This is a genomic window from Saccharomonospora piscinae (assembly GCF_005862235.1).
GTDB lineage: Bacteria > Actinomycetota > Actinomycetes > Mycobacteriales > Pseudonocardiaceae > Saccharomonospora > Saccharomonospora piscinae.
In genome coordinates, this window is the sequence record NZ_VCEK01000003.1 from 924,354 (window position 1) to 948,389 (window position 24,036).

Annotated in this window: 20 protein-coding genes; 13 read left to right on the forward strand and 7 right to left on the reverse strand. The window is 69.1% G+C overall.

The genetic code is table 11. The features are described 5' to 3' along the window. Nucleotides 1–58: 58 nt before the first annotated feature. On the reverse strand, nt 59–886 hold the full coding sequence (locus FFT09_RS15500; protein WP_024877673.1) for a SigB/SigF/SigG family RNA polymerase sigma factor: 828 nt from the start codon (nt 884–886) through the stop codon (nt 59–61). 395 nt (nt 887–1,281) lie between these two features. Between FFT09_RS15500 and FFT09_RS15505 the strand changes: the two genes are divergently transcribed. Next, complete coding sequence (locus FFT09_RS15505) at nt 1,282–1,656, forward strand: STAS domain-containing protein (RefSeq protein WP_138383091.1); 375 nt, start codon at nt 1,282–1,284, stop codon at nt 1,654–1,656. 10 nt (nt 1,657–1,666) lie between these two features. Here FFT09_RS15505 and FFT09_RS15510 read toward each other — a convergent pair whose 3' ends face one another. Then, nucleotides 1,667–2,194 carry a CGNR zinc finger domain-containing protein gene (locus FFT09_RS15510; RefSeq protein WP_138383092.1) on the reverse strand — a complete coding sequence of 176 codons (528 nt, stop codon included), beginning with the start codon at nt 2,192–2,194 and terminating at the stop codon, nt 1,667–1,669. A 56-nt stretch (nt 2,195–2,250) separates the two neighbouring features. Between FFT09_RS15510 and FFT09_RS15515 the strand changes: the two genes are divergently transcribed. Further along, complete coding sequence (locus tag FFT09_RS15515) at nt 2,251–3,063, forward strand: alpha/beta fold hydrolase (protein ID WP_420852677.1); 813 nt, start codon at nt 2,251–2,253, stop codon at nt 3,061–3,063. A 33-nt stretch (nt 3,064–3,096) separates the two neighbouring features. On the opposite strand, the gene FFT09_RS15520 is transcribed toward FFT09_RS15515, so the two are convergent. Both FFT09_RS15520 and FFT09_RS15525 read right to left on the reverse strand, forming a co-directional pair. Continuing rightward, nucleotides 3,097–3,354: a GntR family transcriptional regulator gene (locus FFT09_RS15520; protein WP_024877677.1), complete on the reverse strand. Its 258-nt coding sequence runs from the start codon at nt 3,352–3,354 to the stop codon at nt 3,097–3,099. A 68-nt stretch (nt 3,355–3,422) separates the two neighbouring features. Beyond that, complete coding sequence (locus tag FFT09_RS15525; protein WP_024877678.1) at nt 3,423–4,223, reverse strand: IclR family transcriptional regulator; 801 nt, start codon at nt 4,221–4,223, stop codon at nt 3,423–3,425. Nucleotides 4,224–4,793: 570 nt separating this feature from the next. Here FFT09_RS15525 and FFT09_RS15530 point away from each other — a divergent pair. Then, nucleotides 4,794–5,081 carry a helix-turn-helix domain-containing protein gene (locus tag FFT09_RS15530; RefSeq protein ID WP_081191179.1) on the forward strand — a complete coding sequence of 96 codons (288 nt, stop codon included), beginning with the start codon at nt 4,794–4,796 and terminating at the stop codon, nt 5,079–5,081. A gap of 386 nt (nt 5,082–5,467) precedes the next feature. Here FFT09_RS15530 and FFT09_RS15535 read toward each other — a convergent pair whose 3' ends face one another. After that, complete coding sequence (locus tag FFT09_RS15535) at nt 5,468–6,355, reverse strand: helix-turn-helix domain-containing protein (protein WP_138383094.1); 888 nt, start codon at nt 6,353–6,355, stop codon at nt 5,468–5,470. Between the two features lie 284 nt (nt 6,356–6,639). Here FFT09_RS15535 and FFT09_RS15540 point away from each other — a divergent pair, with 284 nt between their 5' ends. The 10 genes from FFT09_RS15540 to FFT09_RS15585 all read left to right on the forward strand — a co-directional run bounded on the left by FFT09_RS15540 (nt 6,640) and on the right by FFT09_RS15585 (nt 22,371). Further along, the gene (locus FFT09_RS15540; RefSeq protein WP_138383095.1) at nt 6,640–7,467 is read left to right on the forward strand and encodes a hypothetical protein; all 828 of its coding nucleotides are present in this window, start codon (nt 6,640–6,642) and stop codon (nt 7,465–7,467) included. Between the two features lie 1,021 nt (nt 7,468–8,488). Continuing rightward, nucleotides 8,489–10,201, forward strand: a complete 1,713-nt coding sequence (locus FFT09_RS15545; RefSeq protein ID WP_138383096.1) for a glycine/sarcosine N-methyltransferase — start codon at nt 8,489–8,491, stop codon at nt 10,199–10,201. A gap of 54 nt (nt 10,202–10,255) precedes the next feature. Further along, entirely contained in the window at nt 10,256–11,455 is a 1,200-nt protein-coding gene (metK, locus tag FFT09_RS15550; protein ID WP_138383097.1) for a methionine adenosyltransferase, read from the forward strand. Nucleotides 11,456–11,623: 168 nt separating this feature from the next. Then, entirely contained in the window at nt 11,624–12,601 is a 978-nt protein-coding gene (locus tag FFT09_RS15555; RefSeq protein WP_138383098.1) for a carbohydrate kinase family protein, read from the forward strand. Nucleotides 12,602–12,603: 2 nt separating this feature from the next. After that, the gene (gene metH / locus FFT09_RS15560) at nt 12,604–16,152 is read left to right on the forward strand and encodes a methionine synthase (protein WP_138383231.1); all 3,549 of its coding nucleotides are present in this window, start codon (nt 12,604–12,606) and stop codon (nt 16,150–16,152) included. A 35-nt stretch (nt 16,153–16,187) separates the two neighbouring features. Continuing rightward, nucleotides 16,188–17,645 carry an adenosylhomocysteinase gene (gene ahcY, locus FFT09_RS15565; protein ID WP_024877686.1) on the forward strand — a complete coding sequence of 486 codons (1,458 nt, stop codon included), beginning with the start codon at nt 16,188–16,190 and terminating at the stop codon, nt 17,643–17,645. 85 nt (nt 17,646–17,730) lie between these two features. After that, nucleotides 17,731–18,642 carry a methylenetetrahydrofolate reductase gene (locus tag FFT09_RS15570; RefSeq protein ID WP_024877687.1) on the forward strand — a complete coding sequence of 304 codons (912 nt, stop codon included), beginning with the start codon at nt 17,731–17,733 and terminating at the stop codon, nt 18,640–18,642. A gap of 187 nt (nt 18,643–18,829) precedes the next feature. After that, a complete protein-coding gene (locus FFT09_RS15575; RefSeq protein WP_138383099.1) occupies nt 18,830–19,768 on the forward strand; it encodes a coiled-coil domain-containing protein in 939 nt (312 codons plus the stop codon). 49 nt (nt 19,769–19,817) lie between these two features. Continuing rightward, nucleotides 19,818–20,999 carry a tRNA uracil 4-sulfurtransferase ThiI gene (gene thiI / locus FFT09_RS15580; RefSeq protein WP_081191173.1) on the forward strand — a complete coding sequence of 394 codons (1,182 nt, stop codon included), beginning with the start codon at nt 19,818–19,820 and terminating at the stop codon, nt 20,997–20,999. A 100-nt stretch (nt 21,000–21,099) separates the two neighbouring features. Next, entirely contained in the window at nt 21,100–22,371 is a 1,272-nt protein-coding gene (locus tag FFT09_RS15585) for a cytochrome P450 (RefSeq protein ID WP_081191172.1), read from the forward strand. A gap of 24 nt (nt 22,372–22,395) precedes the next feature. Here FFT09_RS15585 and FFT09_RS15590 read toward each other — a convergent pair whose 3' ends face one another. Together FFT09_RS15590 and FFT09_RS15595 are read right to left on the reverse strand one after the other, a co-directional pair. After that, nucleotides 22,396–22,692, reverse strand: a complete 297-nt coding sequence (locus tag FFT09_RS15590; protein WP_024877691.1) for a MoaD/ThiS family protein — start codon at nt 22,690–22,692, stop codon at nt 22,396–22,398. Next, entirely contained in the window at nt 22,689–23,804 is a 1,116-nt protein-coding gene (locus tag FFT09_RS15595; RefSeq protein WP_024877692.1) for a WD40/YVTN/BNR-like repeat-containing protein, read from the reverse strand. Before FFT09_RS15595 ends, FFT09_RS15590 begins: the two co-directional genes overlap by 4 nt. Between the last annotated feature and the right edge of the window lie 232 nt (nt 23,805–24,036).

A 24,036-nucleotide genomic window follows, 5' to 3' on the forward strand; every position in this document is an offset into this window, starting at 1 on the left:
GTACCCCGCTGGTGGGGGCCCGAAACGGTTCGCGCACCGCGCGACCGGCCGCACCGGTTCACTCGGTGAGCCGGCTGCGCAGGAATTCGAGCGTCCTGGCGAGCAGCCGGGACACGTGCATCTGGGAGATTCCCACGCGCTCGGCGATCTGGGTCTGCGTCATGTTGCCGAAGAAGCGCAGGATGAGCACCCGCCGTTCGCGTTCGGGCAGGCTCGCGAGCAGCGGTTGCAACGACTCGTGGTACTCGACGTTCTCCAGCTCCACATCGTCCTCGCCGACCGTCTCGGCCAGCGGCAGGGTGCCCTCGTCGTCGTAGGCGGCGTCCATGGACACCGACTGGTAGGCGTTGCCCGCGAGCAGACCGTCCCAGACGTCCTGCGGAGCGAGGCCGAGTTCGGCGGCGAGTTCGCTGGGCGTCGGAGCCCTGCCGAGCCGCTGGGCGAGCTTGCCGCTGGCCTGGCTCAGCGACAGGTGCAGTTCCTTGAGCCTGCGCGGTACCCGGACCGCCCAGCTGGAGTCGCGGAAGTGCCGCCGTACCTCACCCATGATCGTCGGCACCGCGAAGGCCACGAACTCGGTGCCCCGTGAGGCGTCGAAGCGGTCGATCGCGTTGAGCAGGCCCAGCCTCGCCACCTGTACGAGGTCGTCGCGCGGCTCACCGCGGCCGACGAAGCGGCGGGCGATGTGCTCGGCCAGCGGCAGGCAACGAGTGATGATCTCTTCCCGGACGGCGGCCCGCTTCGGGTCGTCCGGCTCGAACGAGGCGAGGGTGTTGAACAGTGGGGAGAGGTCCTCGTAGCTACTGGAGCCGCCTGAGCCGCGGGAGCCGGCGGAGCTTTGTGCTCGCGCACGGCGTTCGACGCGGGATTGCTCGTCAGGGGTCACGGGACCGTGGCTACCCCGCTCCGGTTGGCACCACACCCCCGTAATGGCTGGTCGGGCGAGGGGGGTTGACAGCCTCGGCCCGGTTCGGACAGTGCCGGTGGACCCTCGCGGTGAGTGACGTACGGCCCGGTCGCGGCGCCCCGAAGGTCACACGTTCGTGTGAAGCCGGGGCGGGCGGTCCCGGCGGTGCGGCGAGGCAGTGGCGTCCGCATGGTACGACCGGCCGCGTGAACCGGGACCAACAATCCACAGTGGACTTAAAATCCGCGTGACGTCACGGACAGTGTGCGTCGGCGTTCTTCTTGCGACCGCGACCGGCGCGGGCGTACCGTCACCGGCGGTGGCTTCGCGCCAGCCGTGCCGGGGGATCCGTAGAGGCGGAAGGCGGCGACCGGATGGCTCGCATGACGGACGATGTCGAGGTCGACATGCTCATGCCCTCGACCGGGTTGCTGGTCGTCAGCGTGGCAGGCGCCGTCGACATCCTCGGGGAACCCACGGTGCGACAGTCGATCGACAGTCTTCCCGCCGGGATCAGATCCCTGGTGCTGGACCTCACCGAGACCACCTTCTTCGGAGCGGCCGGCCTGTCCGTGCTCGTCCACACCGCCGGTGTCGCCCAGCGGCGCCACGTGAGCTGGGCCGTCGTGTGCCCGCCGGTCGTGCTGCGCCCGCTGGAGGTGACCCGGCTCGACCGGGAACTGCCGGTGTGCTCGGACTTCGCCGAAGCCGTGCTGCTCGCCTCCCAGGTCCCGGTCGCGTCGTCCTGAATCCCTGCGCTCAGCGTGCGTGCCGTGAGCGGTAGGTGCGCATCTTGTGGCGCGCACCGCAGACGTCCATGCTGCACCAGATACTGTTCTGTGCGGGGGATCGGTCGTAGAAGACCCAGCGGCAGTCCGGGTTCTGGCACACCTTGAGCCGGTCGAGTTCCCCCGTCAGGCCGGTCGTGAAGACCAGCGCCAGGCAGTCGGCGAGGTAGGTGTCGAGCGCCCCGGTCTTCTTGGGCGGGAGGACCGGCTCGCCCCGCGCCGACCACCGTGGTGGAGCCAGCAGTACCTTGGCCAGCCGGTTCAGCTCGGTGGTGCGTTCGTGGCCGTCGAGGTGGTCCCGCACGGTCTCTCGCAGGCGCAGCAGCAGATCGTGTTCCTTGCGGTTGAGTTCGGCGACCTCGATCTCGTGGGCGCGCAGCCACGCCGACGCGCTGGCGCTGGTGATCAGCGCGTCCTCCGTGTACAGCAGCCGTGCCGAGTTGCACAGCCCCTCCAACTTCCCGAGCTCACCGGGAGCGTCTGTCCTTGAGAACGGCATGTCTCGATGTTACCGTCTCACATGGTTAGACGGTAACCAGGGGAGGGAGTGACGTGGTGTTGGGGTTGCGGGAGGAGTTCGAGACGCCGGGTGGTACGGTCCGCTGGGATCGCCTCGGCCGCGGCAGTCCGGTGGTCCTGCTGCACGGCACCCCCTTCTCGTCGCGCGTGTGGCACGACGTGGCCGTGGCCCTGTCCGCACGGCACGAGGTGTACCTCTGGGACATGCTGGGCTACGGCGAGTCGGACCAGCGCGCGGGGCAGGACGTCTCGCTGCGGGCGCAGGCAGAGGTGTTCGCCGCGCTGCTGCGGCACTGGGGGCTCGACGAACCCGCCGTGGTCGCCCACGACTTCGGCGGCGCCGTCTCCCTGCGCGCCCACCTGCTCCACGGCGCCCGCTACGGCCGGCTCGCCCTGGTGGACGTCGTGGCCCTCGCGCCGTGGGGGTCACCCTTCTTCCGCCTGGTGCGCGAGCACGCCGACGTGTTCGAGCGACTGCCGCCCGCGCTGCACGGCGCGCTGGTGCGCGAGTACGTCGCCGGCGCGGTGCACCGGCCGGTCCCCGGTGCGGTGCTCGATCACCTCGTCACACCGTGGTCGGGCGAGCACGGGCAACCCGCCTTCTACCGGCAGATCGCGCAGGCCGACCAGCGCGACACCGACGAGATCGAGCCGCTGCTGGCGACGATCGACATCCCGGTGCTGGTGTGCTGGGGTCAGGACGACACCTGGGTGCCAGCCGAACACGGTGAGCGGCTCGCGGCACTGATCCCGGGCGCGCGGCTGGAGCGCATCGCGGGAGCGGGTCACCTCGTGCAGCAGGACGCGCCCGCGGTGCTCGCCGCGACGCTGCGGGACTTCGTGGGCTGAGTCATCGCGCCGGGCCGGACGGCGTCGGGCTCGTCACCCGCGCGGGGCGACGAAAGTGCCCTTGGACTTCAGCGTCTGCACCAGGCCCCGCTCGCGCAGGATCTTCGTGGCCTTGCGGACGGTGTCGAGCGCGACGCCGTACTCCTCCGACAGCGCTCGCTCGCCCGGGATACGGCTGCCCGCAGGCCAGTCACCGTGTGCGATGAGCTCGGCGAGGTGGTCGGCGAGCAGCACGTACTCGTACCCGGTTCGGTTGTCCGGGTTGTACTTCCTGCGTTCGGGACCGTTCATGGCAGCACGATAGAACTGTGCCACGCTGCACTCATGTGCAGACCGCTGCACAGCGCGGCACGTCGCGGTTACCGGATCGCCCCACGCTGCTCGGGAATCGGCGCGGTGGCGATCTCGCGCGTGACCGCGATCAGCCGGGCGGCGGCGCGGGCGGCGTCGGCCGCCGAGAACCGGGCGGCCGGCGCGCTGATGCCGAGCGCGACCGGCAGGCGGGTTCCGGACAGTGCCGCCGCCACGCACCGGCCGTCGCCGTCGTCGCTGGTGGCGTAGCCCAGACTCCGCACCCGTTCGAGGTCGTTCGCGAACTGTGGCCCCGGTGTGGTCTCCCGCTCCTCCCTGGGCAGCAGCTCCCGGAGGCGCTCGCCCGGCAGGCGTGCGGCGATGGCCCGGCCGAGGGCGGTCGCGTACCACGGCTCGCGGAACCCCCGGGATGAGGCGAACCGCACCCGCTTGCCGCTCTCCACGACGTCGACGTATACGACGTGGTCCCGGTCGAGTACCGCCAGATTGACCGTTTCGCCGAATTCGTCCCGGATCTTCTCCAGCCACGGGCGAGCCCGTTCACGCAGCACCTCGAGGTGCCGGGACTGCATACCGACGAAGCCGAGGCCGAGTCGGTAAAGCCCGCTGTCGTCGTCGCGTTCGACGTAGCGGTGGGCCTCCAACGTCCACAGGTACCGAAACGCGGAGGATTTCGGCAGGTCGGTTTCCTGGGCGACCTCGATGAGTGAGACACCTTCCACGGATTCCTGGAGCAGGTTGAGGATGGAGCAGACTCGTTCGACCGCGCGAACGGTGTAGTCGCGCTCCTCGCCTTTGGTCGCGGTATCCGCGCCGTCGTGGTGTCCCTGACCGCGTCGTCCCGACACACGTGCTCCCTGGAATACGGATGAGGTGTTCCGAAAAACCTTAGCGGTCGGAGAACTGCCGGAGCAGGGGGCCAGGGATCTCCTGGAGGAAGACGCGCCGGTGTGGTATCGATTTCTCCCACGCGTATATCTCAAATGAGCGGTGGCGGGCCGCTTTGAGCGGTACAGATCTCAGTCGGCCGCTGTAACGGCTCGCTGTCTGTAGCGATATTGATTCCGGAGTGGACTGGGATAATGCCTGGCTCGGGGCGGTGAGCGTGCGCTCGGTCCCGGTCTCGAAATCGCGGTGTCGAGAATAGCCCGTTTGGTGGTAGCCGCGTTCGTGATCGTCCAGCAGTCTGGTGTGGTGTCGATCGTGGCTCGGTCGCGCGGCTGGGGGTTTCCGGATCTCGTGGATCCGTCCTAATGGGTCCGCCCTGCCGTGGTCGTTCGTGCCACGACGAGGCGGAAAACCGTTCCCGAACCTCGCTGACGATGCCGATGCCAATTTATGAGACCACGTCGCGGACCGGCGCTGCCGGCGTATCCCGCGACGGACACCCGGCCCACCTCGACGTGTCGAGGTCCGGTGTGCTCCGCCATTCCACTCCCGAACAATCCGAGGAGCCGATCTGGGATCTCGTTCGCCGTGTCCGCAGGTTACGCGGACTGACGCAATACCAGCTGGCCGATCGGTTGGCCGAGCTGTCGAACAACTCCAGTGTCAGCCGCGACGAGGTCGCCAGATGGGAGCGGGGGAAGCGGGTGCCGGGGCCGTACTGGCGGCAATGGCTGTCGGTCGCACTCGGCGTCCCGGTGGATCAGCTCCTGGAAGCCGTCCGCTGTGGACGGCTGCGGCGGGCGGCGGGGCGGAACTGACGTCGCCGGGCACCGCGAGGCCCCGAGAGACACCGCACTGTAGCGCGCTAGTCGCCTAGCGTGCTACACTCGCCGTGGTCGTCGACGCGGGACCGTTCATCGTGCGACGGCGGCCGTGGTGGTGTGGCCGGGACTGCCCCTTCCGGCCTGGCCGCACCACCGGCACCACCCGCACGACGCACTGGGGGAACGCATGGCGAGCGAGTCCGTGGGCAGATCCGGGGGTCCCCGCCGACGCCCGCTGTCCGAGCTGGACCGCCTCCGCTCGTGGCAGACCCACCGCGGACGCGCGCGCAGCGCGGCGCGTCGTGCGGGTGGTTGCGGTCTGCCGTCAGGATGGTGTCCCGTCACGGGCAGGCGCTGTCCGCGCGGCGACGTGTCGCCCGTCAGGAAACGTCCCGCGTGAGTTCGCGACCCAGCTCCGCCACCAGGTCGACCGACTCCGCCGGGGTGAGTGCCGCCTTCGCCAGGTCGCGCCAGAGTGACCGGAAGACGGCGAGCGTCTCGGGGCTCTCGTAGTGAATGCGGTCCACCGGGGTGCTCACCCACGCGGTCTCGGAGAAGTCCTGGATCAGTTCGGACGGCAGCAGCAGCTCCGTGAAACCCGCGCAGGCCCCGGCTGGTCTGCCCGCGCTGTCCGGTAGCACTCGCAGGGTGAGGACGCCTTGTCGTGCCCTGGCCGCGAGCGTGGTGAGCTGTTCGCCCAGCACGTGCGGGCCGCCGACCGGGCTGCGCAGTGCGCTCTCGCCCAGAACGCAGGTCAACCGCGGGGCGTCGGGCCGGTCCAGCACGGCCTGCCGACCCCGCAGCATGCGGAGCTGGAGCGTGAGCTCGTCGGCGCGGTGCTCGGTCAACTCCGCGCGCAGGACCGCCTCGGCGTAGGAGGGGGTCTGCACGAGTTCCGGCACGCGCTGGGGTTCGTAGATCCGCATCTCGGCGGCGGAGTACTCGAAACCCGCGAACAGGGCGAGCGAGCGAGGGGGGAAGTGGTCGGGGAACTCGTCCTCCCACCAGTCCGGTGAGCGCATCTCCACGCGGTCGCGCAACCGCCGGTAGTAAGCCGCCCGGTCACCGTGGCCGTAGCTGTCGAGCATGATGTCGAGACTGTCGTGGCTCGGCAGGTAGCGGCCCATCTCGTAGTGCCCGATGGTGGCCCTGCTCTTACCGATCCGCTTCGCGATCTCGCTCTGGTTGGAGTTCGGGCTCGTCTCGCGCAGCCTCTTCAGTCCCTGGGTGAACGCCCATTCCGCGACGACGTGGCTGACCTCGGCCAAGGGCCTCACCTTTCGGCAGTCGGGCGAGGCGGCATGCTTCACCCGAAAGGACCACACCGCGCTGTAGCGCGGCGCTCGGCTAGCGCGCTACATTACGGGTGGCTACGGACAGTTCGACGCTTGTCACGTTAGCCCCCGGCGGCGTGGGCCGTGGGTGAGCCCCTCCCAGGTCACGTCGCCGGACTCGGACGACCGGCGAGTGACGACGGCTGGGGGGCCTGCGCGTGGGCGGTGCTGGCAGTACTGGTTGTGGCGGAGGGCAGGATGCGCCGCTCACGGCGGCGGTGGCGCACGCCCGCGCGCGAGCTGTCGCGTGGCCGGGGACGTCCACCGCCGACGCGCGGCAGTTTCGGCTCGACGTCGAGGACGTCGAGCACTGGGAACACCGGCGGCGGGGGCGGCACGCCCGGCTCTGGGTGGTGAGTCTTGTGGTCCACGCCGCCGCGCGGGACGCGGACGACGCGGCCCTCCGGTTGACCCGCTACGTACGGCAGCCTCAGCACCGCATCGGCGATGTGCCGATCCTGCGGGCCTCGGGCCTGCCGGAACCCGGAGCCGCCGGGTCGCCGACCACCTATCCGGGCGGCGCGGTCGCGCACCACGATCCGGCGCCGTACGGCGCGCTGGAGCGGGCCCACGTCGCCGCCTACGTCCAGGCACTCGCCGCCGCACGGCTGCGGTGGATGTCGGACTGTGCCACGGCTCCGCTGTCTCCGCTGTCTCGGCTGTCTCGGTTGTCTCCGGTCACCGAGGACGACGCTCCCGTGTACGTCCGCGATTCCTCGCTCACCCTGTGGCGGGTGCGGCACCGGGTGCTGTGCCTGGCCGGTCCGGGTGAGGCTCAGGCGCGGGCGGCTGAGCTGGCCGCGACCGTGGTCGACGACGCGGGCGTACAGGCCGCCGAAGTGACCCGGTTGCGTGCCGACGACGGGTATGTGGACGTGGAGGGATGGCGGGTGCATCCGGCGCTGACTCTCGCGCCGCGCGCGACCACGGCGCTGTGGGACGACTACGACCGCACGGAGTCCGACGCGGGACAACCGGCCGCGGTGGCCGAGGTGCTCGGCAGGGCGGCGGTGTCCGTCTGGAAGGCGTTCACGAGCCGGGCCTGACCGGCATTCCGGTGAGCGGAATGCCGGTCGGCGGCAACCTGTGCAAGCCCTGGGTGCTCCCGTAGGCTTCGACGCGCAGCCGACGGACTGTGTCACATTCTGTCGGCTCGCCGTGCGCCCGTATCCCTCCCCAACGGCGCACCGGCGGTGATGGTGTCCCGGTGCTGAACCCCCAGCAGCGCCGGGACACCTGCCGGGAGGTCTCTCTTTTCGGATTCTCTTTCGCTCCCGATTCTTCGGTTTTTCCGATTATTCTTCGGGCGCGCTATCCGGATCGGTCGCGGTGCCCGTTCTCGATCTCACGTGAAAGATAACGGGATCGTTGTCTACCGTCGGTGGTGCTCACTATCACCTTGGGTGTATCGCCCGGTGGGCACGTTGTTCATGGCGCAACCTGTTGCCGTATACGATACGAAACTAAAGTGGGGACGGATATCACACCGACGGCCTAAATGATCACCCCGGGTGTCAATTCTCGATACCGGCAGTAGGCGACGCTGCTCCGGCCGGGTGAGGTTCGGAGTCGGTTGTCCGCAGGGGTACGCCTGCCTGACGAGTCGCGGCCCCGGACTCCCCGCGGCCCGACTACCACCGGTTTTGTCGCAGGTGACGGCGTCGAAGCCGTGGTGTGGAGTGGTCGCCGACCGGCGGCGCGGCGCGGCGGACGGTATACGTCGGGTGAGCCGGTGGATCACGCAATCGACCCATTGCCTTTTTCGTCAAGTGTTCAATAGATTGGGTTCGGCCGTATTGCGGGGATCAACGAGGATGTGCTGCAATCAGGCTCGGCCGGCTGAGGACCGAATGGACGGTTCGTGGCGACGACCGGCTCCGTGCGCGTGTGGACCGTCTCCTCCGCGAGGGCGCGATGTCGACGATGGTCCGGGTGTTCGCGTGTGCGTTTTTTCGGCGTGATAAATGCGCGCGTACCGGCGCGCCCCGGCGGCGAGGAGGAATGGCGCGATAAGTGTGACGCGGTTCGCGGAGTGTGCACTGTGGCCGAACGTGGAAGGGATGCGTGATGAAGGATTCGAGGTCTGGTCCAGCAGAGGTGAAAGAGGCCGGCACCGTGGGAAGTGACGAGGTCCAGATCGAGGCACACCCGGCACAGGAGTTCGGTTCGGACCCCCTGACCGTTCGCGACACCGACCACTACACCAACGAGTACGTCAAGGGATTCGTCGAGAAGTGGGACGACCTCATCGACTGGAAGAAGCGCTACGAGAGCGAGGGCAGCTTCTTCGTCGACCTGCTCAAGTCGCGTGGTGTCCGGTCCGTGCTGGACGTCGCCGCCGGGACGGGGTTCCATTCGGTACGCCTCATCGAGGAGGGCTTCGACACCGTCAGCGTCGACGGCAGTGCCGAGATGCTGGCGAAGGCGTTCGAGAACGGGCTGACCTACGGCGGGCACATCCTGCGGGTCGTCCACGCCGACTGGCGTCAGCTCAACAAGGACATCCACGGCCAGTTCGACGCTGTGGTGTGTCTCGGCAACTCGTTCACGCACCTGTTCTCGGAGCGCGACCGGCGCAAGGCGCTCGCCGAGTTCTACGCGGTGCTCAAGCATGACGGCGTTCTGATCCTCGACCAGCGCAACTACGACGCGATCCTCGACAACGGCTTCTCCAGCAAGCACACGTACTACTACTGCGGCGACGAGGTCACGGCCGAACCCGAGTACATGGACGACGGGCTCGCGCGGTTCCGCTACCGGTTCCCCGACGACTCGCAGTACCACCTCAACATGTTCCCGCTGCGCAAGGACTACACGCGCAGGTTGTTGCGCGAGGTGGGCTTCCAGCGGGTCGAGACCTACGGTGACTTCCAGGAGACGCACCAGGTCAAGGACGATCCCGACTTCCTCATCCACGTGGCCGAGAAGAACTACGCGGTGGACGGCGACGAGACCGCCCGGTACTCGGCCGCCGTGAACGTGGCCCGCGACTACTACAACTCCGACGACGCGGACAACTTCTACTACTCCATCTGGGGCGGGGAGGACATCCACGTCGGCCTGTATGAGCACGATGACGAAGACATCGCCGCCGCGAGCAGGCGTACCGTCGAGCGAATGGCGGCCACCGCGGGTATCACGTCGGCCACCCGGGTGCTCGACATCGGATCCGGGTACGGCGGCGCGGCGCGCTACCTCGCCAAGACCTTCGGCGCTCACGTCACCTGCCTGAACCTCAGCGAGGTCGAGAACGAGCGCAACCGCCGGTTCAGCGAGGAGCAGGGATGCTCGGACCTGGTGGAGGTCGTGGACGGGTCGTTCGAGGACCTGCCGTTCGAGGACAACGAGTTCGACGTCGTGTGGTCGCAGGACGCGATGCTGCACAGCGGCGACCGCGTCCGGGTGCTGCAGGAGGTCGCCCGGGTACTGAAGCCCAAGGGCGAGTTCGTCTTCACCGACCCGATGGCGGCCGACGGTTGTGACCGGGCCTCGCTGCGGCCGATCCTCGACCGGCTGCACCTGGACAGCATGGGCTCGCCGGAGTTCTACCGCAGGGAACTCGGCAGGCTCGGTCTGGCTCGCGTCGACTTCGAGGACCACAGTGCGCAGCTGGCCGCCCACTACGGCAGGGTGCTGGCCGAGACGGAACGCCGCCACGCCGACCTCTCCGCCCTGGTGAGCGAGACCTACCTCACGCGCATGAAGGCCGGTCTCAGGAACTGGGTCGAGGGTGGACGGGCCGGTAACCTCGCGTGGGGCATATTCCACGTGCGGGCCTGACGTGCGTAGCGGAGAAGAACGGCGACTGTCACCGAGGAAGGACGAGGAAGCATAGTGACTGCGAACCGAAGGCTGTTCACCAGTGAGTCCGTCACGGAGGGCCACCCGGACAAGATGTGTGACGCGATCAGCGACACCATCCTGGACGCGATGCTCGCGGCCGACCCGAGGAGCCGGGTCGCGGTGGAATCGCTGATCACCACCGGGCAGGTCCAGGTGGCGGGCGAGGTGACCACCGACGCCTACGTGGACGTGCCCACGCTGGTTCGGGACCGGATTCTGGAGATCGGTTACGACTCGTCGGCGAAGGGCTTCGACGGCGCGTCGTGCGGTGTGAACGTGGCGATCGGCTCCCAGTCGCCCGACATCGCCCAGGGCGTCGACACCGCGTACGAGTCGCGGCTGGAGAACGCGCTCGACGAGCTGGACAAGCAGGGCGCGGGTGACCAGGGGCTGATGTTCGGCTACGCGTGCTCGGACACGCCCGAGCTGATGCCGCTGCCGATCGCGCTGGCCCACCGGCTGTCCCGCCGACTCACCGAGGTGCGCAAGAACGGCACGGTGCCCTACCTGCGCCCGGACGGCAAGACGCAGGTCACCATCGAGTACGACGGCGACAAGCCGGTCCGGCTGGACACCGTGGTGATCTCCAGCCAGCACGCCGAGGGCATCGACCTCGACGGCATGCTGGCCAAGGACGTGCTCCAGCACGTGATCACCCCGGAGATCGAGGCGCTGGGGTGGGACGCCGGCGAGCCGAGGACGCTGATCAACCCGACGGGCCGGTTCGTGGTCGGTGGCCCGATGGGTGACGCGGGCCTGACCGGTCGCAAGATCATCGTCGACACCTACGGCGGGATGGCGCGGCACGGTGGTGGCGCGTTCTCGGGCAAGGACCCGTCGAAGGTCGACCGCTCGGCCGCCTACGCCACTCGCTGGGTCGCGAAGAACATCGTGGCCGCCGGACTGGCCGACCGCGCCGAGATCCAGGTCGCGTACGCGATCGGCAAGGCCGCGCCGGTGGGGCTGTTCGTCGAGACGTTCGGCACCGAGAAGGTGGACCCCGCCAAGATCCAGGCCGCGATCAGCGAGGTGTTCGACCTGCGCCCCGCCGCGCTCATCCGCGATCTCGACCTGCTGCGCCCGATCTACGCGCCCACGGCGGCCTACGGCCACTTCGGCCGCACGGACGTCGACCTGCCCTGGGAGCGCACCGACAAGGCGCCGGCGCTCAAGGACGCGGCGAAGGCCTGAGCGGCAGGCCCGCACCCGTTTTCCCTCCTGTCCCGGCTCGGGCGGGGCGGACGGCATGTCACCGCCGTCCGCCCTGCCCACCGTGACCCGCCGCCCGCACGCGTTCGCCGGCCCCGGCCCACCGGGGCCGGGTCGCGGCCTACCCGCCCCCACGAGGAGTGTGCCCGCATGCGCATAGCCGTCACCGGCTCCATCGCCACCGACCACCTGATGGTCTTCCCCGGCAAGTTCGCCGACCAGTTCGTCGCCGACCGGATGGACAAGGTGTCGCTGTCCTTCCTGGTCGACCAGCTCGACATCCGCAGGGGAGGTGTGGCCGCCAACATCTCGTTCGGGCTCGGCAGCCTGGGGATGACCCCCATCCTGGTCGGTGCCGTCGGCAAGGACTTCGCCGACTACCGTTCGTGGCTGGAGCGGCACGGTGTCGACACCGCGTCGGTACACGTGTCCCAGGAGCGGCACACCTCGCGCTTCCTGTGCACCACCGACGAGTCGCAGGCCCAGATCGCCTCCTTCTACGCGGGGGCCATGGAGGAGGCGCGGGACATCGAGCTCAAGGTCGTGGCCGACCGGATCGGTGGCCTCGACCTGGTGATCGTCGCGCCGAACGACCCCGCCGCGATGGTGCGCCACACCGAGGAGTGCCGCCAGCGCGGCATCCCGTTCGCCGCAGACCCGTCACAGCAGCTGGCGCGGATGGCGGGCCCCGAGATCCGCATGCTGGTCGACGGCGCGGCGTACCTGTTCACCAACGAGTACGAGACGTCGCTGCTGCTGAAGGAGACCGGCTGGTCCGAGGCCGACGTGCTGGACCGGGTCGGTTACTGGGTGAAGACCTACGGTCCCGACGGTGTGCGGATCGAGTCGAAGGACGCCGAAGCGCTGGCCGTGCCCGCGCTGACGGTGGCCGACGAGATCGACCCGACCGGGGTCGGCGACGCGTTCCGCGCCGGCTTCCTGTGGGGCCTGCACGCCAAGCTCGGACTGGAACGGTCGGCGCAGGTCGGGTGTACCCTGGCGGCCATCGTCCTGGAAACCGTCGGCACGCAGGAATACACCCTGGACCGGGCGGAATTCTCCAAGCGGGTGGCCACGACCTACGGCAACGACGCCGCGGCCGAGATCGAATCCAAGCTGCGGGTGTGAACATGGACAGTCGGTTTCTCGCCGAATTGGACCGGCGGATTCTCGTCGCCGACGGCGGCATGGGCACCGCCCTGCAGGAGTTCGACCTCACCCTCGACGACTTCGCGCAGCTCGAGGGCTGCAACGAGATCCTCAACGAGACCCGCCCGGACGTCGTCCAGGCGGTGTATCGGGGATTCCTGGAGGCCGGGTCCGACGCCATCGAGACGAACACGTTCGGTACCAACTTCGGCAACCTCGGTGAGTACGACATTCTCGACCGCATCCGGGACCTCGCGGAGAAGGGCTCGGCTCTGGCGCGGCAGTGCGCCGACGAGTTCTCCACGCCGGACAAGCCCCGGTTCGTGCTCGGCTCGATGGGGCCGGGCACGAAGCTGCCGACCCTCGGCCACGCGCCGTACGCCGTCCTGCGCGACGCGTACGTCGACAACGTGCTGGGGATGCTCGACGGCGGCATCGACGCGGTGCTGGTGGAGACGTCGCAGGATCTGCTGCAGACGAAGGCGGCGATCGTGGGCGCGAAGCGGGCCATGGCCGCCGCGGGCCGCCGCGTGCCGATCATCGCCCAGGTCACGGTGGAGCAGACGGGCACCATGCTCGTCGGTTCCGAGATCGGGGCCGCGCTCACGGCGCTGGAGCCGCTGGGCATCGATCTGATCGGCATGAACTGTGCCACCGGTCCCGCCGAGATGAGCGAGCACCTGCGGGTGCTGTCCGACCACGCCCGCGTGCCGATCTCGGTCATGCCGAACGCGGGGCTGCCGGAACTCGGACCGAACGGCGCCGAGTACCCGCTGCGCCCCGACGAGCTGGCTGAGGCGCTGGCCACCTTCGTCACCGACTTCGGCGCGCGCCTGGTGGGCGGCTGCTGCGGCACCACCGCCGAGCACGTGCGGGCCGTCGTCGACGCCGTGGGGTCGCTGCCGCCGAAGCAGCGCAGCCCGAAGCACCTGCCCGCCGTGTCCTCGGTCTACCAGTCGGTGCCCTTCGAGCAGGACGCCTCGCTGCTCAACGTCGGCGAGCGCACCAACGCCAACGGGTCGAAGAAGTTCCGCGAGGCGATGCTCGAGCAGCGCTGGGACGACTGTGTCGAGATCGCGAAGGCGCAGACGCGCGAGGGCGCGCACATGCTCGACCTGTGCGTGGACTACGTCGGGCGCGACGGCACGGACGACATGGGCGAGCTGGCGTCGCGGCTGGCGACGGCCTCGACCCTGCCGGTGATGGTGGACTCCACCGAGCCCGAGGTCGTACGCAGCGGGCTGGAGCACTTCGGTGGCCGCTGTGCCATCAACTCGGTCAACTACGAGGACGGGACCGGGCCGGAGAGCCGCTACCAGCAGGTGCTGGAACTGGCCGTGGAACACGGCGCCGCCGTGGTCGTCACCTGTATCGACGAGGACGGCCAGGCACGCACGGCCGAGTGGAAGCTGCGGGTGGCCGAGCGCGCGATCGAGGACCTGACGACGAACTGGGGCCTCACCACGTCGTCGATCATCATCGACCTCCTGGTCTTCCCGATCACCACGGGGCAGGAGGAGGTCCGCAAGGACGCGCTGGAGACCATCGAGGCGATCCGCCTGCTCAAGCAGCGCCATCCCGAGGTGATGACCACGCTCGGGTTGTCGAACGTCTCGTTCGGCCTCAACCCGGCCGCCCGGCAGGTGCTCAACTCGGTCTTTCTGAACGAGTGCCGCGAGGCGGGGCTGGACTCGGCCATCCTCAACTCGTCCAAGATCCTGCCGATGAACAAGATCGAGGACGAGCCGAAGCAGGTCGCGCTCGATCTCGTGTACGACCGGCGGCAGGGCGACTACGACCCGCTGCAGCGGCTCATGGCGCTGTTCGAGGGCAAGACCGCGTCGTCGACGAAGGCGTCGCGGGCCGAGGAGCTGGCGAAGCTGCCGCTGTTCGAGCGCCTGGAGAAGCGCATCGTCGAGGGCGAGCTGAACGGCCTCGACGACGACCTCGACGCGGCGATGGCCGAGAAGAAACCACTCGAGATCGTCAACGAGAACCTGCTCGCCGGCATGAAGGTCGTGGGTGAGCTGTTCGGCTCGGGACAGATGCAGCTGCCGTTCGTGTTGCAGTCGGCCGAGGTCATGAAGACCGCGGTGGCCCATCTCGAGCCCCACATGGAGAAGACCGACAACGACGGCAAGGGCAGGCTGCTGCTCGCCACCGTCAAGGGCGACGTCCACGACATCGGCAAGAACCTCGTGGACATCATCGTGTCGAACAACGGCTACGACGTCGTCAACATCGGTATCAAGCAGCCCATCAACGCGATCCTCGACGCCGCCGAGGAGCACCGGGTGGACGCCATCGGGATGTCCGGCCTGCTCGTGAAGTCCACGGTCATCATGAAGGACAACCTGCGGGAGATGAACTCGCGGGGCGTGGCGGAGAAGTACCCGGTCCTGCTGGGCGGGGCCGCGCTGACCAGGACGTTCGTGGAGAACGACCTGGACGAGGTGTACGAGGGCGACGTCCGCTACGCGAAGGACGCCTTCGAGGGTCTGCGGCTGATGGACCGCCTCATGGCCGTCAAGCGCGGTGACGCTCCGGAGGAGGACGCCGCCGAGCAGGAGAAGAAGGCCGAACGCAAGGCCCGCAGGGAGCGCTCGCTGCGCATCGCCGAGAAGCGCAAGGCGGAACAGGACCCCGAGCCGAGCCTCGACGACACGACCCGCTCGGACGTCGAGGCCGACGTCGCGGTCCCGACGCCGCCCTTCTGGGGTGCCAAGGTGGTCCGGGGCGTGGCGGTGGCCGACTACCTGTCGCTGCTCGACGAACGGGCCACGTTCTTCGGGCAGTGGGGCCTGCGGGGAGCCAAGAAGGGTGAGGGCCCGTCCTACGAGGAACTCGTGGAGACCGAGGGGCGGCCACGCCTGCGGGCCTGGGTCGACGAGCTGTCCACCCAGGGCATCCTCGCGCACGCCGCGCTGGTGTACGGCTACTTCCCGTGTTACTCGGAGGGCAACGACCTGGTCGTGCTGGAGAAGGACGAGCCCGACGCGCTGGAGCGCCTGCGGTTCACCTTCCCCCGGCAGCGCCGGGACCGCCGGTTCTGCCTCGCCGACTTCTTCCGGCCGAAGGAGCAGGCGGAGCGGGACGGGCAGGTGGACGTGCTTCCCCTCCAGCTCGTGACGATGGGCCAGCCCATCGCCGACTACGCCAACGAGCTGTTCGCCAAGAACGCGTACCGCGATTACCTTGAGATTCACGGGCTCGGCGTGCAGCTCACCGAAGCGCTGGCGGAGTACTGGCACCGCCGCATCCGCCAGGAGCTGCGGTTCTCCTCGGGAGCGCAGGTCGCCGACGAGGACCCGGCCGACGTGCAGGAGTACTTCAAGCTCGGCTACCGGGGCGCCCGCTTCTCGTTGGGCTACGGCGCTTGCCCGGACCTGGAGGACCGCGCGAAGATCGTGGAACTGCTGGATGCCGAGCGGATCGGCGTGACGCTGTCCGAGGAGTTCCAGCTGCATCCGGAGCAGTCGACGGATGCGATCGTGGCCCACCACCCTGAGGCCAAGTACTTCAACACCTGAACAGTGGGCACACTCCCACGTCGAGAAAGGAAACTATGAGCGCGAAGTTGCAGAAGGTGAACGGCCTCGAGTTCGCCGTTGCCGATCTGTCTTTGGCCGAGGCCGGAAGGCACCAGATCAGGCTGGCGGAACACGAGATGCCCGGCCTGATGGCGACTCGCAAGGAGTACGCGGGTTCCCAGCCGCTGAAGGGCGCCAGGATCGCCGGTTCGCTGCACATGACCGTGCAGACCGCCGTGCTGATCGAGACCCTGGTGGCGCTGGGCGCCGAGGTGCGGTGGGTCTCGTGCAACATCTTCTCCACCCAGGACGAGGCCGCCGCCGCCGTGGTCGTGGGCCCGAACGGCACTCCGGAGGCGCCCCAGGGCGTGCCGGTGTTCGCGTGGAAGGGCGAGACGCTGGAGGAGTACTGGTGGTGCACCGACCAGCTCTTCCAGTTCGGCGAGCAGGGCCCGAACATGATCCTCGACGACGGCGGTGACGCGACGCTGCTCGTCCACAAGGGCGTCGAGTTCGAGGCCGCGGGTGCCGTGCCGGAGGCCGCTGCGGACGACCCGGACGAGTACAAGATCATCCTCTCGACCCTGCGCAAGAGCCTCGCGGCCGACGGGCAGCGGTTCACCCGTGTCGCGGCCGACATCAAGGGCGTCACCGAGGAGACCACCACCGGCGTGCACCGCCTGTACGAGTTCGCCAGGGACGGCGAGCTGCTCTTCCCGGCGATCAACGTCAACGACTCGGTCACCAAGTCGAAGTTCGACAACAAGTACGGCTGCCGCCACTCGCTGATCGACGGCATCAACCGCGCCACCGACACGCTCATCGGCGGCAAGGTCGCCGTGGTCTGCGGCTACGGCGACGTCGGCAAGGGCAGCGCCGAGTCGCTGCGCGGCCAGGGCGCGCGGGTGATCGTCACCGAGATCGACCCCATCTGCGCGTTGCAGGCCGCGATGGACGGCTACCAGGTGGCGCTGCTGGACGACGTGGTGGAGACGGCCGACATCTTCGTCACCACCACCGGCAACTTCAACATCATCACCGCGGACCACATGGCGCGGATGAAGCACCAGGCCATCGTGGGCAACATCGGCCACTTCGACAACGAGATCGACATGGCGGGCCTGGAGAAGCGGCAGGACGTCAAGCACGTCGAGATCAAGCCGCAGGTGGACGAGTACGTCTTCCCCGACGGTCACTCGATCATCGTGCTGAGCAAGGGCAGGCTGCTGAACCTGGGCAACGCCACCGGCCACCCGAGCTTCGTCATGTCCAACAGCTTCACCAACCAGGTCATGGCGCAGATCGAGCTGTTCACCAAGCCCGGCGAGTACGACAAGCAGGTCTACGTGCTGCCCAAGAAGCTGGACGAGAAGGTCGCGCTGCTGCACCTCGACGCCCTGGGCGTCAAGCTCACCAAGCTGACGAAGGAGCAGGCGGCCTACATCGGTGTCGACGTCGAGGGGCCCTACAAGCCCGAGCACTACCGGTACTGACGGAAAGTCGGCGGGGAGGGCCACCGGTGGGCCTCGGCTGCGGCCGTGTCGACGGTGGCCCTCCCGGCACCGAAGGGAGTTGATCGTGCGGAGGGTTGCCGACCGGCTGAACGGCTCGGATCGCCCGACGTTCTCGGTGGAGTTCTTCCCGCCCCGTGACGAGGCGGACGAAGCCATCCTGTGGCGGTCGATCCGCGAGCTGGAGCCGCTTGACCCCGCGTACATGTCCATCACCTACGGAGCTGGTGGGACCAGCCGCGAGGGCACCATCCGCAACATCGCCAGGGTCGCGACCGACACCACGCTGGTGCCGATGGCACATCTGACGGCGGTGAACCACTCGGTGGCGGAGCTGCGCAACGTGATCGGCCACTTCGCCGCCGTGGGCGTGCACAACGTGCTCGCGCTGCGGGGCGACCCACCGGGAGACCCGATGGGGGAGTGGGTGGCGCACCCGGAGGGTCTGCACTACGCCGAGGAACTGGTGCGGCTGACCCGCGAGCTGGGCGACTTCTGCGTCGGGGTGTCGGCGTTCCCGTACGGTCACCCGCGTTCGCCCGACCTGGAGACGGACACGCACTACCTGGTGCGCAAGCTGCGCGCGGGCGCGGACTTCGCCATCGCGCAGCTGTTCTTCGAGGCCGACGACTTCCTGCGGTTGCGCGACCGCGTGGCGGCGGCGGGCTGCGACGCACTGATGCTGCCGGGCATCATGCCGCTGACCACACCGAAGACGTTGCGCAAGACGATCGAGCTCTCCGGTGCCACGCCGCCCGCGTGGCTGACGGAGCGGCTCGACCCACTCAGCGACGACCCCAAGGCGTTCCGGGCCGAGGGCCTCAACGTGATCACGGAGCTGTGTGAGCGGCTGCTCCGGGAGGGGGTACCGGAGCTGCACTTCTACACGTTCAACCGGTCCAAGGCCACCCGGGAGCTGGTGGATCGGCTGGGACTGCGTTCGCCGCGGGCGGAGCCCGCGCTCACGACACGGCCCTGAGCCGTCCCACCTGGGCACCGTGGTGAGGCTTCAACGGCGAAGCCCCACCACGGTGCCCGTTTCGTCGGTACCGGCCGGATCGTCCACTGTGCTCGCTGCGGCGCGGGAGGCAACGAAGCCCTTACTACGCTTGGCGTATCAATAGGGCTAAGGTTGGCCATTCGCACTGACGCCGGGCGAGGTGGGTATGACGAGCGGGCAGAGCTGGAACGGGTGGACACCACAGCACGACGACTTTCGCGTCACGTGGCGCGGTTTCGACCGCGCGGAGGTCAGACGGCGGTTCACGGAGTTGTCCGGCGCCCTGCGTGAGGTCACCGCCGACCGCGACGCCGCGGCGGAGTACGTGCGGGGCCAGGCCGCCGAGCTGGCGGCGCTGCGCGACGAGAACGCGAAGCTGCGCCAGAGCCTCGATCGCGTGTGCCGTGCTCCGGTCTCCAGCGACGGCCTCTCGGAGCGCCTCTGGCGCATGGTGGATCTCGCGCAGAAGGAAGCTCACGAGGTGCTCGCGACCGCGCATGCCGAAGCGCAACAGCGGCGCGCCGAACTCGACGTTCGGGAGGCCGAACTGCGGGCACGCGAGGCGGAGCTGGAGGCCGAGCACCGTGAGCTGGTGCGCTGCCTCAAGGCCGACGCCGCCGCCGAGGCGGAGTCGGCCGAGCGCGCCCGCCGGGAGGAAGACGAGCGGTCCGTCCGCCGCAGGCAGGAGCTCGAACGCGACTTCGCGAGGAACCTGGCGGTGCGGCGCGACGAGGTGAACCGCGCCATCGCGCGCCACGAGGAGGCCGCGAAGGCCGCGGCCGATCGCATCGTCGCGGACGCCGCGTCCCGCGCTGACCGGATCGTGGCGGAGGCCACCTCGCGGGTGCACACCCTGGAGCAGGCGCGTCGCCGGGCGGCCGCCGATCTGCGCACGGCGAGGGAGGCACTGGCCGGAGCGTTGCCGCTGGTCGAACCGCTGCCCGACGAGGTGGCCGTCGATCGCACGGGACGGGAGGGAGTCGCCGCGGTACCCGGTCACGAGGCGACGACCTCACCACCGGCTGCCGGTGACCCGGGTTCGCCGGCGGATGCCGATCTCCCGACACAGCGGCGAAAGGTACCGACCGTGTCGCCCGCCGGGTGAGCCTCGGTATCGTTCCGGTGAAATTCCGGGTGATCAGGGAGGTAGTCGGATGGCTCGGCCGTGCGTACTGCTGAAATACGGCGAGCTCATGCTCAAGGGGCGCAACCGCGGCAAGTTCGAGGAGTACCTGCGCGACGCCCTGCGGCACGCGGTGGACGGCGCGTCCGCACCCGTGCGGATCTCGCAACGACCCGGCGTCGTGGTGCTCTCGGGCGCGCCGATGTCCGAACTGATGGACCGCGCCCGGAGCGTGATCGGCGTCAGCGTCGTGCAGCCCGCGTGGCGGACCGGGCGTTCCGTGGACGACGCCCTGGCCACGGTGTCGCAGGCGCTCACCGAGCGGTTCGGCGGACCGGACCGGGTGGGACCGCGCCGCTTCGCGGTCCGCGCGCACCGCAGGGACAAGACGTTCCCGCTGAACTCGGAGCGGCTCGCCGCGCGGATCGGCAGCCACGTCGTCGAGCAGTGGGGCTGGCCCGTCGACCTCAGCGACCCGGAAGTGGAGATCACTGTCGAGGCAGACCAGCGGGAGGTGTTCGTCTCGCTGCACAAGGAGCGCGGGCAGGGCGGCCTGCCCGTGGGCGCCAGCGGCCGTGCGCTGGTGCTGCTCTCGGGTGGCTACGACTCGCCCGTGGCGGCCTACCGCGCCATGCGGCGGGGACTGCGTTGCGACTTCGTCCACTTCACCGGCGCTCCGCTCACCGGGCCGTCATCGACGTACAAGGCGTACGCACTGGTCCGGCAGCTCGACCGGTTCCAGGGCGGCTCGCGTCTGCACGTGATCCCCATCGGCAACGCCCAGCGCGCGCTGGCCACGGCCGGTGCGGGCAAGCTCCAGGTCGTGGCCCAGCGCAGGCTCATGGTGCGCACCGCCGACGCGCTGGCTCGTGAAGTCGGTGCGCACGGGCTGGTCGCGGGCGACAGTCTCGGCCAGGTGGCCAGCCAGACCCTGGCCAACATGGCGACCGTCGAGGAGGTCACCTCGCTGCCCCTGTTGCGCCCGCTGGTGGCGTGGGACAAGGAGGAGATCATCGCGGAGGCGCGCCGGATCGGCACCGCCGAGATCTCGACGCTGCCCGACGAGGACTGCTGTAGCCTCCTGACGCCGCCGAGGGTCGCGACCCGCACCACACCGTCGCAGTTCGCGACCGTCGAGAGGCGAATGGAGCTGGACGAACTCGTGCCCAAGCTGCTCGCCGACATCCAGGTACACGTTCCCGGGGCTGCCTGAGGGCGGGTGCGCGACTCCGGCCTCGTCGTCGGGGGAAGTCCGCCTCGATTTGCGCGATGTCCCCTCGGGCCCTCCTGCCCGGTTGATACTGTTGGCGCCCGTGGGGAATCTCCGGTCTCGAATCACGTCGTGGGCCACGCGCCGCTATGTCAAGCGCGTGCAGAAGAAGGGGCTCGACCTCTCGCAACTCACCCTGCTGCCGGACGGGGTGCTGATGCCGTTGCGCCGCGACGTGCTGGACCCGGTGCCGGAGCTGGGGCGGATGCGGGCCGAGGAACCGGTCGCCAAGTTGCCGGTGCCCTTCGGGCTGAACGTGTGGCTGGTGACCGGGCACGCCGAGGCGAAGGCCGTGCTCGGTGACGCCAAGACGTTCAGCAACGACTTCGCGAATCTCGCGGGAATGACCGGCACGACCGAGGAGAATCCCGGTGGGCTCGGCTTCGCCGACCCGCCCGTGCATACCCGCCTGCGCAGGCTCCTCACGCCGGAGTTCACGATGCGCCGCCTCTCCCGGCTCAAGCCCGGGATCGAGGAGATCGTGTCGCAGCGCCTCGACGCGATCGCCGCGACCGACGGACCCGCGGACCTGGTCGAGGAGTTCGCGCTGCCGATCCCGTCCCTGGTGATCTGCGAACTGCTCGGAGTGCCGTACGAGGACCGGGACGAGTTCCAGCACCTGGCGGTGCAGCGGTTCGACCTCTTCGGCGGCGCGGGGGCGTCACTGGGCGCGATCTCGGAGTCGCTGGAGTACCTCCTGAAGGTGGTGCGGCAGCAGCGGGAGAATCCCGGTGACGGCCTCATCGGCATGATCATCAAGGAGCATGGGGACGAGATCGACGATCGTGAGCTCGCCGGGCTGGCCGACGGTGTGCTCACCGGTGGCTTCGAGACCACCGCGAGCATGTTGTCGCTGGGCGCTCTCGTGTTGTTGCGGGACCGGGAGGCCTTCAAACGGGTCCACGACGACGACGGCGCGGTGCACGGTTTCGTCGAGGAACTCCTGCGCTACCTGACCGTGGTGCAGGTGGCGTTCCCCCGGTTCCCCCGGGAGGACGTCGAGATCGGCGGTGTGACGATCGGCCAGGGCGACATGGTCCTGGTGTCCTTGAGCGGCGTGAACCGGGACGACGAACTGGGCCGGAGCCTGGAGATCTTCGACGGCACCCGTCCGCCCTCGCAGCACCTCGCCTTCGGCTACGGGGTACACCGGTGTGTGGGCGCGGAGCTGGCCAGGATGGAACTCCGCGCCGCCTACCCGGCGCTGGTTCGGCGGTTCCCGTCGATGCGGCTCGCCGTGCCCGTGGAGGACCTCGAGTTCCGTAAGACCTCGATCGTCTACGGAGTGGAGAAACTGCCGGTCCTCGTCGACTGACGGCCGCCCCGGGCGCCGGCCCGCTCACCCGCCCGCCATCGCACCGATGACCAGCAGCGGTTCGCTGCCGTCGGCCACGGCGGCGGGCAGCGGTGTCTCGGGCGGATCGTGGGAGAGGTCCCGTTCGCACGCGAAGAACCGCACGAACGCCCTGCGGCGGAGAGTGGTGTGGTCGCGGATCGTGCCGCGCAGTACCGGGTAGCGCTGCTCCAGCGCGTCCAGTGCCGAACCCAGCGTCGCCTCGCCCGGGAGGTCGAGCTTCACCTCACCGTCGATCCTGGCCAGGTTGCGCAGGTGCGGCGGTAGCGTCACGCGGATCATGGGAGCGTCTGCACCTCCACCGAGAGCACCGGCGGCAGGTCCCGCACGACGGCGTTCCACGTGTTCCCCGAGTCGGGTGAGGCGTACACCTGCCCTCCGGTGGTGCCGAAGTAGACACCGCAGTCGTCGAGGGTGTCGACGGCCATCGCGTCGCGCAGCACGTTGACGTAGCAGTGCTGCTGCGGGAGCCCCTTGGTGAGCGGCTCCCACTCGTGGCCACCACCGCGGCTGCGGTACACGCGCAGCCGGCCGTCCGGCGGGACGTGCAGGTAATCGCTGGTGATCGGCACCACGTACACGGTGTCGGGCTCGTGGGCGTGGACCTCGATCGGGAAGCCGAAGTCGGTGGGAAGGTCGCCGCTGATCTCGTACCAGCTCGCGCCGTCGTCGTCCGAGCGCATGACGTCCCAGTGCTTCTGCATGAACAGGGTGTCCGGCCTCGCGGGGTGGCGGGCCAGGTTGTGGACGCAGTGGCCCACCTCGGCATCCGGATCGGGAATACCGTCCGTGACCAGCCCTTTGTTGGCGGGTGACCAGCTGGCGCCGCCGTCGTCACTGCCGAACACTCCCGCCGCGGAGATGGCGACCCGCATGCGCTGCTCGTCGCGCGGGTCGAGCAGGATCGTGTGCAGGCACATCCCGCCCGCGCCGGGCTGCCACGAGGGCCCGGACTCGTGGGTGCGCAGACCGGGCAGTTCGTGCCAGGTTTCGCCGCCGTCGTCGGTGCGGAAGAGTGCGGCGTCCTCGACCCCCGCGTACACGCGGTCGGGGTCGGTGGGGGAGGGTTCGAAGTGCCAGACGCGGGTGAACTCCCACGGTCGCTGGCTGCCGTCGTACCACTGGTGCGTGCCCGGCTCGCCCACGTAGGTGAACTCGTTGCCGACCGGGTTCCAGGTGAGTCCTCCGTCGTCCGACCGCTGGACGACCTGCCCGAACCAGCCGCCCGACTGCGAGGCGTACAGCCGGTCGGGATCGGCCGGTGACGCGGCCATGTGGTAGATCTCCCACCCTGCGAAAAACGGCCCGCTCACGTCCCAGTCGTCGCGTCGTCCGTCCGAGGTGAGGACGAACGCACCCTTGCGGGTGCCGACGAGAACCCGTACCCGGCTCATCACGGTCTCCTTCGAGGTCACGGCGGTGACACCCCGCCACGGCAGTCCACGACAGTTCCACCGAACCAGTGATCGGCGCGGAGCAGAAATCGATCACACGTTCGGTGTCGTCCGTCACGGATGAACTATCAGACGGCTCCGACAGAAAACCGGGCGCGGCGAGCCCCGATATCGGATGCGCGGCCCTGCATGTCTCGGATTCACCCGGGTAGTCGATACCGAACGGCATGCC

Excerpts from the sequence above, each read along its gene's own strand:
- FFT09_RS15505 (WP_138383091.1), top strand. The coding sequence starts at position 1,282 with ATGGCTCGCATGACGGACGATGTCGAGGTCGACATGCTCATGCCCTCG.
- FFT09_RS15510 (WP_138383092.1), bottom strand. The coding sequence starts at position 2,194 with ATGCCGTTCTCAAGGACAGACGCTCCCGGTGAGCTCGGGAAGTTGGAG.
- FFT09_RS15520 (WP_024877677.1), bottom strand. The coding sequence starts at position 3,354 with ATGAACGGTCCCGAACGCAGGAAGTACAACCCGGACAACCGAACCGGG.
- FFT09_RS15545 (WP_138383096.1), top strand. The coding sequence starts at position 8,489 with ATGAAGGATTCGAGGTCTGGTCCAGCAGAGGTGAAAGAGGCCGGCACC.
- FFT09_RS15555 (WP_138383098.1), top strand. The coding sequence starts at position 11,624 with ATGCGCATAGCCGTCACCGGCTCCATCGCCACCGACCACCTGATGGTC.
- metH (WP_138383231.1), top strand. The coding sequence starts at position 12,604 with ATGGACAGTCGGTTTCTCGCCGAATTGGACCGGCGGATTCTCGTCGCC.
- ahcY (WP_024877686.1), top strand. The coding sequence starts at position 16,188 with ATGAGCGCGAAGTTGCAGAAGGTGAACGGCCTCGAGTTCGCCGTTGCC.
- FFT09_RS15575 (WP_138383099.1), top strand. The coding sequence starts at position 18,830 with ATGACGAGCGGGCAGAGCTGGAACGGGTGGACACCACAGCACGACGAC.
- thiI (WP_081191173.1), top strand. The coding sequence starts at position 19,818 with ATGGCTCGGCCGTGCGTACTGCTGAAATACGGCGAGCTCATGCTCAAG.
- FFT09_RS15590 (WP_024877691.1), bottom strand. The coding sequence starts at position 22,692 with ATGATCCGCGTGACGCTACCGCCGCACCTGCGCAACCTGGCCAGGATC.
- FFT09_RS15595 (WP_024877692.1), bottom strand. The coding sequence starts at position 23,804 with ATGAGCCGGGTACGGGTTCTCGTCGGCACCCGCAAGGGTGCGTTCGTC.